This is a genomic window from Epilithonimonas sp. UC225_85, from assembly GCF_042695135.1.
In the GTDB taxonomy this organism is placed as follows: domain Bacteria; phylum Bacteroidota; class Bacteroidia; order Flavobacteriales; family Weeksellaceae; genus Epilithonimonas.
In genome coordinates this window covers 870,149-883,326 of sequence record NZ_CP170547.1, presented here as the reverse complement: position 1 = coordinate 883,326, position 13,178 = coordinate 870,149, and the positions used below count along the sequence as shown (strand labels likewise).

15 protein-coding genes are annotated in these 13,178 nt (G+C 31.7%); all 15 read right to left on the bottom strand.

The genetic code is table 11. From position 1 onward, the window contains the following. Positions 1–217 precede the first annotated feature (217 nt). Positions 218–1,255 carry an ACR3 family arsenite efflux transporter gene (gene arsB / locus ACFJGY_RS04290; protein WP_379968462.1) on the bottom strand — a complete coding sequence of 346 codons (1,038 nt, stop codon included), beginning with the start codon at positions 1,253–1,255 and terminating at the stop codon, positions 218–220. Positions 1,256–1,258: 3 nt separating this feature from the next. Next, positions 1,259–1,636 carry a glycine cleavage system protein GcvH gene (gene gcvH / locus ACFJGY_RS04285; protein WP_379968460.1) on the bottom strand — a complete coding sequence of 126 codons (378 nt, stop codon included), beginning with the start codon at positions 1,634–1,636 and terminating at the stop codon, positions 1,259–1,261. A gap of 18 nt (positions 1,637–1,654) precedes the next feature. After that, complete coding sequence (locus ACFJGY_RS04280) at positions 1,655–2,428, bottom strand: metallophosphoesterase family protein (RefSeq protein ID WP_379968458.1); 774 nt, start codon at positions 2,426–2,428, stop codon at positions 1,655–1,657. Between the two features lie 30 nt (positions 2,429–2,458). Then, on the bottom strand, positions 2,459–2,932 hold the full coding sequence (locus tag ACFJGY_RS04275) for a DUF6428 family protein (RefSeq protein WP_379968456.1): 474 nt from the start codon (positions 2,930–2,932) through the stop codon (positions 2,459–2,461). 56 nt (positions 2,933–2,988) lie between these two features. Continuing rightward, the gene (locus ACFJGY_RS04270; protein WP_379968454.1) at positions 2,989–3,315 is read right to left on the bottom strand and encodes an ArsR/SmtB family transcription factor; all 327 of its coding nucleotides are present in this window, start codon (positions 3,313–3,315) and stop codon (positions 2,989–2,991) included. A gap of 192 nt (positions 3,316–3,507) precedes the next feature. Next, a complete protein-coding gene (locus ACFJGY_RS04265; protein WP_379968452.1) occupies positions 3,508–4,119 on the bottom strand; it encodes a hypothetical protein in 612 nt (203 codons plus the stop codon). A gap of 22 nt (positions 4,120–4,141) precedes the next feature. After that, positions 4,142–5,290 (bottom strand): relaxase/mobilization nuclease domain-containing protein, encoded by a 1,149-nt coding sequence (locus ACFJGY_RS04260; RefSeq protein ID WP_379968450.1) that lies wholly within the window; start codon positions 5,288–5,290, stop codon positions 4,142–4,144. Then, positions 5,283–5,732, bottom strand: coding sequence for a plasmid mobilization protein (locus ACFJGY_RS04255; RefSeq protein ID WP_379968448.1), 450 nt, complete (start codon positions 5,730–5,732; stop codon positions 5,283–5,285). The genes ACFJGY_RS04260 and ACFJGY_RS04255 overlap by 8 nt, the downstream gene beginning before the upstream one ends. 147 nt (positions 5,733–5,879) lie before the next feature. Next, positions 5,880–6,758 (bottom strand): toprim domain-containing protein, encoded by an 879-nt coding sequence (locus ACFJGY_RS04250; RefSeq protein ID WP_379968446.1) that lies wholly within the window; start codon positions 6,756–6,758, stop codon positions 5,880–5,882. 266 nt (positions 6,759–7,024) lie between these two features. Then, positions 7,025–8,263: a primase-helicase family protein gene (locus ACFJGY_RS04245; RefSeq protein WP_379968444.1), complete on the bottom strand. Its 1,239-nt coding sequence runs from the start codon at positions 8,261–8,263 to the stop codon at positions 7,025–7,027. Positions 8,264–8,335: 72 nt separating this feature from the next. Beyond that, positions 8,336–8,614 carry a helix-turn-helix domain-containing protein gene (locus ACFJGY_RS04240; protein ID WP_002976362.1) on the bottom strand — a complete coding sequence of 93 codons (279 nt, stop codon included), beginning with the start codon at positions 8,612–8,614 and terminating at the stop codon, positions 8,336–8,338. Between the two features lie 76 nt (positions 8,615–8,690). Next, positions 8,691–9,425: a hypothetical protein gene (locus tag ACFJGY_RS04235; RefSeq protein ID WP_379968442.1), complete on the bottom strand. Its 735-nt coding sequence runs from the start codon at positions 9,423–9,425 to the stop codon at positions 8,691–8,693. 15 nt (positions 9,426–9,440) lie between these two features. Beyond that, positions 9,441–10,682, bottom strand: coding sequence for a tyrosine-type recombinase/integrase (locus tag ACFJGY_RS04230; protein WP_379968440.1), 1,242 nt, complete (start codon positions 10,680–10,682; stop codon positions 9,441–9,443). 1,019 nt (positions 10,683–11,701) lie between these two features. Next, positions 11,702–12,619, bottom strand: a complete 918-nt coding sequence (locus tag ACFJGY_RS04225; RefSeq protein WP_379968438.1) for a hypothetical protein — start codon at positions 12,617–12,619, stop codon at positions 11,702–11,704. Between the two features lie 155 nt (positions 12,620–12,774). Next, a complete protein-coding gene (locus ACFJGY_RS04220) occupies positions 12,775–13,089 on the bottom strand; it encodes a DUF6943 family protein (RefSeq protein WP_379968436.1) in 315 nt (104 codons plus the stop codon). Positions 13,090–13,178 lie beyond the last annotated feature (89 nt).

The following is a 13,178-nucleotide window of genomic DNA, read 5'->3' as shown; positions in this document are numbered from 1 at the left end:
GACTACAAAATCTAATTAAAAAAAGAATATTAAAAATAATCCAAGACAACTACTTTTCAAAGAAACGGAACAACCATAATAATTGAGCCGTTTTATTTATTAAAGATCATTGCGAATAAAAGGTAAATTTATAGTGACCTATATAATATTTTTAAGAGCTGAGAAATTATATTAGAATATTAGCACTTCCATAACTCCGTTAAATATTCTGAAATGACTATTGCTGTTTATAATACTTTTGTTTCAGCCATAAACTAACTCTAACCAATAAAATTAAAACAGGTACTTCCACAAGAGGGCCAATGACCCCAACAAATGCTTGTGAGGAATGAATTCCAAAAACTGCTATAGCAACAGCAATAGCTAATTCAAAATTGTTTCCTGTAGCCGTAAAAGCGATCGAAGCATTTTTGTCGTAAGGCACTTTCAATGCCTTACTAATGAAAAAACTAATGAAGAATGTAAGAACAAAATATATTACTAATGGGATGGCAACTTTAACAACGTCCATTGGTAGCTCTAAAATTTTATCTCCCTTTAAACTGAACATCAATACTATAGTAAACAGCAATGCATACAATGTTATAGGTGAGATAGCCGGAATGAATTTTCTATTGAACCAATCTTTTCCTTTCAATTTAATTAGAAAATAACGGCTTAAAAATCCTGCAATAAATGGGATTCCCAAATAAATGAAAACACTTTCTGCAACATCTTTCATTGGTACAGAAACATTGAAATTTCCTAAACCAAGCTTTTGTGGCAACACATTAATGAAAAGCCAAACATAAAAACTATAAAACACCAATTGGAAAATACTGTTCAATGCGATTAGCAAAGCGGCGTACTCCCGATTACCTTTTGCCAAATCGTTCCAGACAATTACCATCGCTATACATCTTGCTAAACCGATCAAAATTAGACCGATCATATAGTCTGGCTCATCTCGCAGAAAAATGACAGCTAAAACAAACATTAAAATAGGGCTGATAATCCAGTTCAGTAATAATGACACTGACATTACTTTTTTGTCTTTAAAAGCCATTGGTAATAGAGTGTAATCAACTTTTGCCAATGGTGGATACATCATTAAGATTAAACCTATTGCTAAAGGAATATTAGTTGTTCCAACAGATAAAGAATTTGTGACAGTAGAAATATTAGGAAAGAAATTTCCCAAACCAACACCCAGAAGCATTGCTAAAAAAATCCATAGGGTAAGAAAGCGGTCGAGGAATTTTAATTTTGGTTGCATCGTCTAATTATTTAGTTGAGCGTATTGTTCCGCTGTTAATAGATTTTCAGTTTCTCTTAGGTCTTCAATTTCGATTTTGACCATCCAGCCATTATCAAATGGATTAGAATTTACAAGCGTTGGCTCTTTTAAAAGTTGCTCATTGGTTTCAATTATTTTTCCCGATAATGGCATAAACAAATCGCTTACGGTTTTAATGGCTTCTACAGAACCAAATACGTTATCTTGTTTGAAATGATGATTAACATTCGGTAAGTCAACATATACGATTTCACCTAATTCGTTTTGTGCGTAAGCAGTGATACCGACAGTAGCGTTATTGTTCTCAATATGAACCCAAGTATGCTCTTTCGAATAATATAAATCTTTCGGAAGTTCCATTTTTTTAGATTTTAAAGATTAATAGCCACGTCTTAGATTTTCTGCGTACTCGTTTGGAAGAGGGCTATCTTCCACTGCCTTTGCAGCTTTTTCAAAGTCATAGTCGAAACGGATAAATTCTACACTGATGCTTTCTTTGTTCAAAACAGAACTGTTTTCATTAATTGTCAACATCACATAACCACCTCTTATATCGTTATCTTTTGGCTTCCCAACGGAACCGATATTCACTGCGTGACGGAAATAGTCTTGTCCATCAATACCCGAATTTAAAACTCTGTGATATGGCTTGTGTGTATGTCCGAAACACATTATGTCGGCATCGGCTTGTTCCATAATACGAAGCATACTTTTTTCTTCACGGTCTTCGAAAAGATATTCATTTATTTTTCTAGGACTCCCGTGTACTAAAAGCAGGTTTAGTTTGTCTTCGTTCAATTGAAATTCTACTTTTATATGCGCTGGAAGTGTACGCAAGTAAGCACGCTCATAATCTTTCATCAACAAATTGGTATAAGAAATAGAAATGTTTCCGTTGTCCTTCTCAGCATCCGTTTTGTAGGCGCAACCGCATTCGTTGCTCATTCTTCCAATGCCAAAATCGTAGTTGCCTGCAATAGTTGGTATTTTTCTTTTACGGATTTCATTGACCACTTCGTTTGGCCAGATATTATAACCTACTAGATCTCCCAAACAATAAATGCTGTCGGGATTTCTTTTTTCAACATCTGCAAAGAATGCTTCTAATGCAGGGAGATTAGCGTGAATGTCGCTGAACAATGCAATTTTCATTTTTATTGATTTTTAATATAGATACTATTTTTAGCAACATCCCCCACCTGGTGTGCAAGAATTGCCATTATTAACATTAAGTTCAGATAAGTTTTTCTTTTCTTTTTCTGATGGTATTCCACAAGCGTCCTGTGCTAAACAAGCAGTAGTCTTACTTTTTAGAATAAATGTTTTCCCATTAAATTCTAAATCGTATTTTCCAATAGTAACATTTTGATATTCAACTTCAATATCAAAATCCTCAATTCCTAATTTGTCTTCAGAAAGCTTGATAATGTTTAGTAATTTGTTTGGCTTCAAACGATGTTCAAAATCGTCAGCATTCCAAAGCTGAAAATTCACAACTTTTTCTGAACGGATGACACCGCCACAATCAATGAAGTTTTTAGTAATCATTCCTACTTCTGTAACGTGAAAATGTTCCGGAACAAAAGCTCCATTTTCTAATTGAAATTCAACATTTTCTAATGTTGGCAAAATTTGTTTTACTTCTGATAATTTCATAATTGAATCTTTATAGATTAAATGCAATATTGCGATATACTAAGGTAAAAAAATACTTAACAGCATTTTGATTTGGTCACAGTTTGTACTATAGCTGAAAAATAAGTGTTTAGAATTTCTATTGTCTGTTCGTCAATACAATAGCAGATAGCGTTTCCAGAAATGTTACCTTTTATAATTCCTGCGTTTTTCAATTCTTTTAAATGCTGAGAAACTGTTGGTTGGGCTAAAGGCAATTCGTTCACGATATCTCCACAGATGCACTCATTGACTTTCATCAAATACTCGATAATTGCTATTCGCGCAGGATGTCCTAATGCTTTTGCAATTGTTGCAATTTGGTTTTGTTTATCTGTAAAATGTTCTGTTTTCGTAGCTCCCATAATTCCTGTAATTATATATCGCAATATTACGATATAATATTTACTTCGCAAAATATTTTTTTAATAAATTGTGTAAAGAGAAACCTAGAGGTAGAATTCATAAAGAATTTAAATAGTCAACACAATGTAGTTTCCTATTTTTTTCCTTAACTTTTCTATTCAAAGTAATCACTCCAATGGAGTGATGATCTTCTATTCATTTTCCTTACTAGCTTTATATCCATCCTTGAACCTAAGAAAATCTTCTGCTTTTTTGGGATTGTTTCTAATCCACAATTGTATTACTTGTGTATTTTCACTCAAGATTTTAATCTCATTTTCATCGTAGATTTTTTTTCCTTCATCAGCAATTTCATTTAATATATCTTGGCGCAGTTCACTTTTAGCTTTGATACTTTCTTTATACCAATTGATTGAGAAATTAACGGAGGTGATCAGTACTACAACCGCAAATACAAAAACTCCAATTCCGCTCCAAATAAATTTCTTCTTCCATTTTATATTCTTTACAAAACTGTCCAAATAATCTTTAGTTTCTTTTGAAAGAACCATTTCTGTCTGGGTAGGAATACTGGCAATTAATTCAGTTATTTTGGTTTGCACTAATTTAAAAAAGACTATAGTTTCATTATTGATTGACTGCCCGTCTTCCAAGATGATCTTTAAGTCGTTCAATAGAGTCATATGATCATCAATGGCAAACTGAAGTTTGATATTTTGTTCAATATTTTCCATATTTGATTTGATCACATTTTCTAATAGTTCCATTCCGTTACTTTTAGATTCTTTATTTTCATTTTCCATATTTATTTTTTTAAATTTTTGATTATCGTCTTAATTTTAGCTTCTTTTTCCAAAGCTCATCTTCGTCCTGAGAAACATAGGTTGGATTAAGGAAGTCACCTAATAATCCACCTGCAATTTCTATTAAGCTCTCATTTGTTTCTGATTTCAAATGACTGCTTGCATCATTTAATACACTATTTTGATTCAATGATTTTACCGCATCCACACGATCAAAATCTATTGCCGACAGTAAGAATCCGACATTTTTCCGAAAAAAGAATCCATTTTTCTCTTGACCACTACCAATTTTATTTATCCAAAAATCTTTAATTTCATTTTTTTGACCGGCTTTATATTCTCCTTTGTATTGGATCTTCACAGAAAATCCTTTCTGTTGTAAATTTTCCCGAAATACCTTTAAGTTGTCAGCATTTTTTTGTGCTTCCCTAACTGCTTTTTTCATTTCAAATACAGATTTTATTTCAGAAATTTTCAATCGATTTGAGATTTCAGACAATTTGTAACCTGCCTTATAAATTCTTTCTGTTTGAAAATTTTTGTCCTTTTTCATCACAATCCGCATTCCCGAAATTCCGTCTTTCATATTTGAAGACAATTGAATTTCAAAACCTTTTTCTTTCATTTTGAAAATGAGTTCATCAAAATTATCACTGGTTTTTAAAGTTTCCGATAAGTTCTTCAGCATTTCTTTCTTTTTCTGAACACCTATTTCAACATCGGTTAGCAAGCCCTTTTCTTTACAAACTTCCCGAACGGCTTCTCCAAATCTTCTCCCTATATTGTGTGATTTCACCGTACATTTTCCCGAAAAATCAATCCTGTTCACGATAAAATGAATATGTTTTTGTTTCGTACTGTTATGAATATCCAATCGGAATTGATTGTTTTCTCTCACTCCGATTTTTTCTAAAGCTTTGGTGGCAATTTCCGCAAATTCTTCATCCGTCAACTTTCTGCCAATCTCGTCCGGTTGAGAAATATAGCCAGTTAATGCCCATTTTTTCACATTCAGATTTCTATCTGCAACCGTTTTCATTTCTAAAAACTGACCTTCCGGAGTTGTACTCAGAAGATAATTCGATGCCACCATTTCAGCTGTTCCTTTGTCATTCGCATTGTATTCCAAAGCAACTTTTGTAATGGTTCTTGTGGTTGCAGAATTATTCATTTCTTTGTTTTTTTGAATATAGATATTGATGAATTAATTCGATGAGATTTTCAATTTTCAATAAAATTTCTTTCTTATTTTCAAAAACATTCCATTCCCGATTTCGCAAAAGATTGGTGATTTTTTTGAAATGAGTCCCATATTGAAGTAATACTTCATCAGTTTGGAATTCATTAATTTTAAGTTCTTTTTCGAACAGAATATTCCGGATATATGTGGACAATTTGAGCGGATATTTTTCTTGCTTTTGAATGAGAGTTTCGTATTCGAAATTAGTCATTCGGATCGAAATAACTTTATCCAGTTTTTTGTTTTCTTTGGTCTTCAATCCACCTTTTCTGCCTAATTCCTGAAAATATTTTTTCCTCTTTTCCTGAGCAATTTTTGCTTCATTTTCTTTGGTGGCTTGGTGTATAAATTCTTGTAAAAAGTCTTTTTCCATTGTGTTTATTTTAGTGTTTTTCAAAACATTTCTGACGATAGGAAGAAATCAAAAATCCCAATTTTGCAATCAGCGGATACGCTTATTGTAAACTTTGGGTACTTTTTGCACTAACATACCACCATATTTTACCTGTATTTATTTTACTCACCTTCGCCTTTGTTTCTCTTGTCTCTCATTTGATGGATTTTTGTGAATCATCCAATCATTCAAATCTTTGAAATCAGAATACAAAACCCGACAATCTTCTGCGTTTTGGTTTTCATTTCTAATCATTTCAACGGCACGATTTCCGGCATCATCATTGTCAAAATAAAGCTCAATATTTTCATAATTTTCGAGTGAGTTTTTAATCTTTGAAATCATCGACACAGAATTCAAAATGAGATAATCGGCAGGCTCTTTTTCTAAAAAATTTTCTACATTTTTAAACGAAAGAAAATCGAAAAAGCCCTCAAAAATGCGAAGTGAATTTGAGCTGTTTTTTATCGTAGAAATATCTTTTTTACCTAGACAGATTTTTGAATATTTATTACGAATTTCGTAACCGCCTGAATCGTTTTTAAATCCAATTCCGAAATAATTTTTATCATTCATTCTGTAATGAATTTCTTTTAAAAATTTGATTTGGTCTTTTACTTTTCTGTGATTCAGATATTCTAAAAGTGCAGGATGCTGAACATTTTTAGTTTCTATAATCTCATAATTTTTAGAAAGATTTTCTAATTTCTGATTTGAAATGCTTTGCTGTTGAAAAGAAGAAAAATTTTGACTTTCTGCCCAGACTAAAACTTCATTTACCGAAGCATTCAGATATTTCTTCATAAAAGCGGTATTGTTCCCACCGATCCCTTCTGAAAATAAGTACCAATAGTTTAGACTTTTATGAATTTTAAAAGAGGCTTGGGATTCGTTGGCAAAGGGGTTGAGATACCAAGCTTCTTTTTCATTTTGTTTCGTGGGAAGGTGTCCGAGAGAAAGGAGGATTTCTTCCAACGATATGCTGTTGAATTGTCTGCAGTTCATTTTATAATTTTTAATGTTTTTTAGTAATAAATAGTAGGTATCCCATCGGTTCAAGCGGACGGGTTTGGTTTTGACTAATTTTTGATGAATTGATGGGAAAGCTTTGTAAGAAATTGATTAACAATAATTTAAACTCTCATCAAACTCTCATCACCTCATCATAGTGGAAATATTCTTCTCATCACTCTCTCATCAAAAATCAAGGTTTAAAAGTTTGATGAGGCTTTTGATGAGATGTAACTAATTGATTTTATTTTTGTTATCAATTAATTCATCATTTCATCAAATTTTTGGAGAATAAAATTCTTTTCTATTGTAAAATACCGCCCTGTTTTGTTCTGCTGGTAAAAACTTAAGCCATAATCCAGGTCGTATTTGATATAGGCTAATGAATTGTTTTGAGGCTCAAGCTTCCAGATTTCTTTGAGTAATTTCCTGACATCATTGATTGTCCAATAACTGTTTTTGAACATTTTACCCAGCATATTGAAAATATCTTGCGGAACACAATTGATTTTGTTGTCTTCTGTGCTTTCAAAAAATTCATATAACAGTTCAATGATTTTTGATTCGAGTTTGTTGTTATTTTTCCAAACCAATTTCTGAAGGGCTTTCGTTCTGATCTCCGAATCTGTGAACCACATTCTTGTCTCCTTCCGGCTATGAAATGGTCTTTGGATTAGGTAGCGAAGGAAATAAGGGATCTCATTGTTGAGATTGCGTAGAAATTCAGTGTTTTCGTTTTTGATTGATCTAACTTTGATGATCCAGAATCGAATTTCGTTTTCATCGATCTGAATGAAGTTGTCTTCATTATTGGAACAGAGAATGAATTTTCCAAAGAATTCTACTTCTTCACGGTCTTTTCCTTTGGCTTCTTTCTTGTCTTTATCCGTCGTAGATAGGTATTTCAACCGTTCAGTGATTTCCTTTTTATCAAAGAATACTTCATCAATGGCTACAATCAACATCGATGTCCAATCCGAATTGAACTGACTGCTGAAGGAATCTCCTTTGATGTAAGTCATATTTAGCCCAAAAATGGATTTCAGCCATTTGATGAATGTAGATTTTCCTGTAGACCTTTCTTTGCTAACAAGACAAAGAATCGGGAGTATCTGTGTTGGATATTGCAGTAATATCTTGATATAATCCAATCCTAATTCCAGCTGTTCTGCGAAAATATGCTCCATAAATCTGAGTGAAAATGGAATCTTTTCTAGTAGGGTTCTTTGCTCCGGTGTCTCTTTAATCGGCTGGAAAGGAATCTTATTGTAAACATTATAGAATCCTTGGATAATTTGTTGGTACTGCAAATGGGATGGTATACAACAGAAACCATCATACTTAGGAACTTTAGAAACGTAGATTTTACCGTGATCGCTGATAATGGTCTCACGATTCCATCGAGTCAGTATTGAGATCTTATCTCCTGATATTAACGGTTTCTCAATAGTTTTATAGTAGGTGGTTCCTACTCTTAGATATGGGATTTTTTCGCTCATATTTTAAAGGTTTGATTCTGTACAGGAAATACGAAAGGGTGAATTAGAATGTTGGATAAATAAAATCTCTATCTATCTTCTATACTTAAGTGATTTGACCTCATTTAAAGCATCCATCAGATCAAAATGGTTGACCCTGTAGAATCTTCCTATTTGTTCTGCTTTGATGTTACCTTTTAAAATATGTGAGCGTACGGTTTGATAATCGAGTTTTAGAATTTCTGAGCACTCTTTGATAGAGTATAGTTTCTTTTTCAACTCAATTTCAGGTTCTTTTTTGAGAGAATAGAGTAAGTCTTTCACTTCCCCTAATTCGTCGAGAATGGTTTGGAATGGATTTGTTGTCTGCATAATCTGATATTTATTTGCAGACAAAATTGTATGATTGGAATAACTAATGATGCAATTCTACTCAATTGCGTAAAGTTTAATACTTGATATTAAATAACTTAGACAATTCTTGATAGATAGTTTCCTCAAAATCATTAGGTTTCACAGTTATTGCCCGTGAAAATGTTCCTTTGTCAAAATTGGAATTATATTCGTTTTCCATAGCCTCAATAATAGTGGTGTCTTGAAAATCCGGATTAATAATATGATTGTCTTTTAAGAACCTGTGGATTCTGATGAAGGAAGATTTCTGATCTACGATTAGGTTGTGATTTTCGTCGATGAATTTTTTACCTTTTAGAAAAGAAATAAAGATTTTAGAGCTATCTTCCCCAATCATAATCTCTGATAGTAGGATTTCTCTTTTTGTTTTGCTCTCTAAAACAAAATATAGAAAAAGTGTCTTTTCAGCCCCATTCAAAAAATTGCCCTGTAACTTCATAAGGTTGCTTGAACTTAAAATACTTAATGATTCTTTTCGATATTGCTCCAAACAATATTCGATCTTCTCTTCAAAGTTGTGATTTCGGGAAGCATCTATATTTTTGAAGTGAAAACTGAAAAAATTCTCCAACTTTTCATATCGAATAAGAAACTCACTTCTTTTCTTATGAGTAAGACTAATTAAGCCAGATTTTTGTCGGGCTTTTTCAATTCTTTTTGTCAGCATCTTTGAAATTTTCTCACCTTTGATCCAGTAAAAAATCATCAAAGGATAACCTACAAATTCTTCCCAAAAATTCCAACGTCCATAAAGTTTCTTTGGATCCATAATCTAAATTAATGATTATTTGAAAACTTCATTCATATAATTGATTTTATCTTCTTCGCTTGGTCTATAGTACGCATTGAACACTTCTAAGCTAGTATGACCAGTGTAGCTCATAATAACTTTATCCGGAACTCGTTTATTCTTCATTATAGTGATGAAACTTCTTCTTGCAGTATGTGAGGAAATTCTTGTCCAAAATTCGGCTTTCTGGTCTACCAACTCATCACCGTATTTCATAGTCTTTTTTATTTCATCAGTAAATTCTAACTTTTTAAAAACCTCCTTAATATATTCATTCATCTTTTGGTTTGTAATACTTGGCAGATTATAATCATACTTTTCGAGTATTGCTTTAGAAATACTATTTAAAGGAATTGCTAAGTTTTTAGATTTACTTTTAAGATCAATTACTCTAATAAAATCACCTTCAAGATCGCTCTTTGAGATTGTACTATAATTGCCGAACCTCATTCCTGTAGTGCAACCAAAAACAAATAGGTCACGAACTTTTTCCAATCTTTTATTTTTAGTAAGATCGTAATTGTAAATTAGCTCAACTTGTTCGTAGTTCAATGCGATTTCGTCAGTAATAAATTTTGCCGGTTTCTTGAAAGCAATGAAATCATTATTGTAAGTGTATTTCTTATTTAAAGCCCAAAGCAAAAAAGTCTTTAGAAGACCAACATTTCTATGCACAGTATTTGCTGAATGCTTCTTTTCTTCAATACAGTATTTAAGAAATTTGTTGTATAGCTTATCATTAAATTTTCCGAGAGTAACTTTGATTTTACAATTCTTCTCAAAATCTTCCAGTAAAGTTTTGTTACATTTATAACGCTTTAGAGTAGAGTTTGAAATTGAATTTCCTGTATAATCATTCTCCTTCACATCTAAAAATTCCTGATATATTCTAAAAAAATCACTTTTAACAGTAATTTTCTTGAACTTTTCATCAAATCTCTGTTTCAAAATATCTACAGTAAGTTCCTCGTTTATATTTTTATAACGATTTACTATCTCAGTAAAAAAGCTACTGTATCGATCTAACTGCATTTTTAGGCTTCGATGGATCTCTGCTCTTTTAGTTCTTCCGTTTAGATCATTAGGTTGCCTACCTTCAAAATCCCATTCGATTGGTTTTATTTTCTCACCAGTAGAATAGATGAAATTCTTATTTTCGTTGTTAAAAAATGAACGGAAATAAATCAGAGTCTCGCTTGTACCATTAGGTTGCTTGAGTTTGAAAGTGTAATTCATCAGGTGCCAGTTTAGGTGCTACTTCTTCTATATTTAGACATAAAAACTAAGTATATTAGCTTATACAAATATAGTTAAAATACTGATAAATAGACAATTTACACATTTTAAGTTATGTTAAAATATTATAGGTTCGAAAACCTCCAACTCCACTAATAACATTGATAATCAATTAGTTACAATGTTTACACCCATTTTATACCCACTTATTAAGTGGGTTTTTGCTTTAAAAATTTTAAAAATATAGCACACCATCTTTTTATAACGACTATTTTTTTCACCTTCCACGCTCATATTTTGGCCCTCTCTACAAGTGAAGGCATCTATTCCAAATACATATTTTCAGATATACCATCACAACTATTTTATGAATATTGCATATCCTGCTTGAAATTAACACCTGCTATAATTTAATAGTATAATATCGTAGCAAATTGTATCTTAAAATTATATATCGCAACTTTAACCTTAAACATCTGCTACTTCCAATTCATATTTAGATTAGTAAATCTTGCCTGTTAATTATTTGTTGTGAGATTCGGTTTCGTTGAAGTAATTCTATTTCGTCTAAATGTTATGATAAAAGCATTTTAATTGGAGTTTTACTTGGTTCTATACTTTCTTGGATTCTGTAGCACTGTCCCAATATTGCTCTTGTTAGTGACAGAGCTAGTGACGGAGCTAATGACGGAGTTAGTGACGGAGTTCATACAATAGTTGAGAAAGAATTTATAATAGAGTTATAAAGATACGTGAACATTTGAAGGGCTACATAGGTAGGGATGAAATGTAAAGGTAAAACCTTCGGATGAAGGCTTATATCGTCTTCAACTCTCTCCACCGGTATAAGAGTGATTGCTCCGGTTTCGCTTCCTGCTGTTGTGGCCGCAGTTGCAGGTGGAGTTTCGAGTTTTATGGCAACCTTACTCGTAAAATTTCTTATTAGAAACATAAAAAAGTAAGTTCCAAAAATAAAAGTTGTGGTGGAACAAATGAGCCTCTCAAAGATTTGAGAGGCCCTATTTCAGCAAATATGATTTCATTGAAATTTCGTTAATTTTATAAAGATTCAAAAAGAATTCGCCATCACTATCAAAGTTATTTAAACTTATTTTGTATTCTTTTACTAAAATCACTAACATCGCTTGTCCCACTGTATTTGAATATAATATAAGTTTTTTGAAAAAGTCTTTATAATCTTTAATTTCAGAATCAACTAAAGAAAGTACAACTTCGCCATCATCTTTAAAATGAAATGCATCTAAGATATTACTACCGACTTTACTGTGAACTGATTGTGAATATTCATCATACATTGATTTTCTAATATCAAAAAAAATCTGGTAAAACTCCTCGTTTTCAAGATTTTTAAGATAATCCCTTACAATTTTCGCAGTTTGTTTAGGATTAGTTTTGCTCCATATATCAGCTTCTATTTTATTATTGGCAGGAAGTTGAAAATAATGATTAAAATACTCTTCATCCACTAAAATTGCTATACTTTTTTCTGATGATTCAATAAAATTTCGAAATAATATTTTTGTTTGTGTCAGAAAACCACTTTCCGATAAAATCATAATAGACTCAAGAGTTTTAAGTTGATTAAGAAGAATCATACTAAAATGTCTTAAAACTATTGTTTGTGAATCAGATAGATTCACTTTATTTTTGATATTGTCATCATCTGAGCTTTTAGAAATAAAGAAAAAGAACCAAATAAATTGTAATATAATATTATCAACAATCATTACTTCCAAATGATATTCATTATTAAATTTCTTTAAGTTGCTTTTAGTCCTGAAGATTTCTGACTGATAATCTTTTGCTAATTGAATTATATCTAAGTCAATTTTTTCTTTAACTAAATCCCCTAATTCTAAATTTACTTTTTCAATTATTGATTTTAAAAACTCTTCCTGATATTGTGTTTTTCGCATAAGTTATTTTTCTTTTAAAATTAAAAACTTTTTTAAAAAGAGTTTCAAATTTATAATTCTAAATATAATTTTCCCAATATTGAAACTCGTAACTAAATAATTAGTTCCAATTGCTCCTGCATTTTCCTTTCCAGTTCCCCTATGAATTTTATTAATCAATTCGAGGTTTTGTTCATTTTTTCAAAGTTTGGCTTAATCCGTTGTCGAAGTAAGAGTTTCAAATCTGTAAGACGAAGCATATCAATCATACTTCCGCAGAGATATGGATGGAAAAATCCGTTTTCCCATAGGGTATAAAACATCCAATACAGGTCTTCTTTTTCGATTTCATTCCTGCAATATAGAATAAAACAGTTTGGGCAGGGTTCAAAAAGTGGTTTTCCTGCATTTCTCCCTCTTGACAAAATGAAAACTGAATTTTCGGGTATTTCCTTTTCAGTATTGTAGGTGCATACTTTGAAATTAAGCATAATTTGAGATTTAAAATTGATGCTCCGCCGAAATATTTTGAAAAGAAAAAACTGAAAAAAAAGAAAGCCCGTTTGTAAGGAGGCGGGGA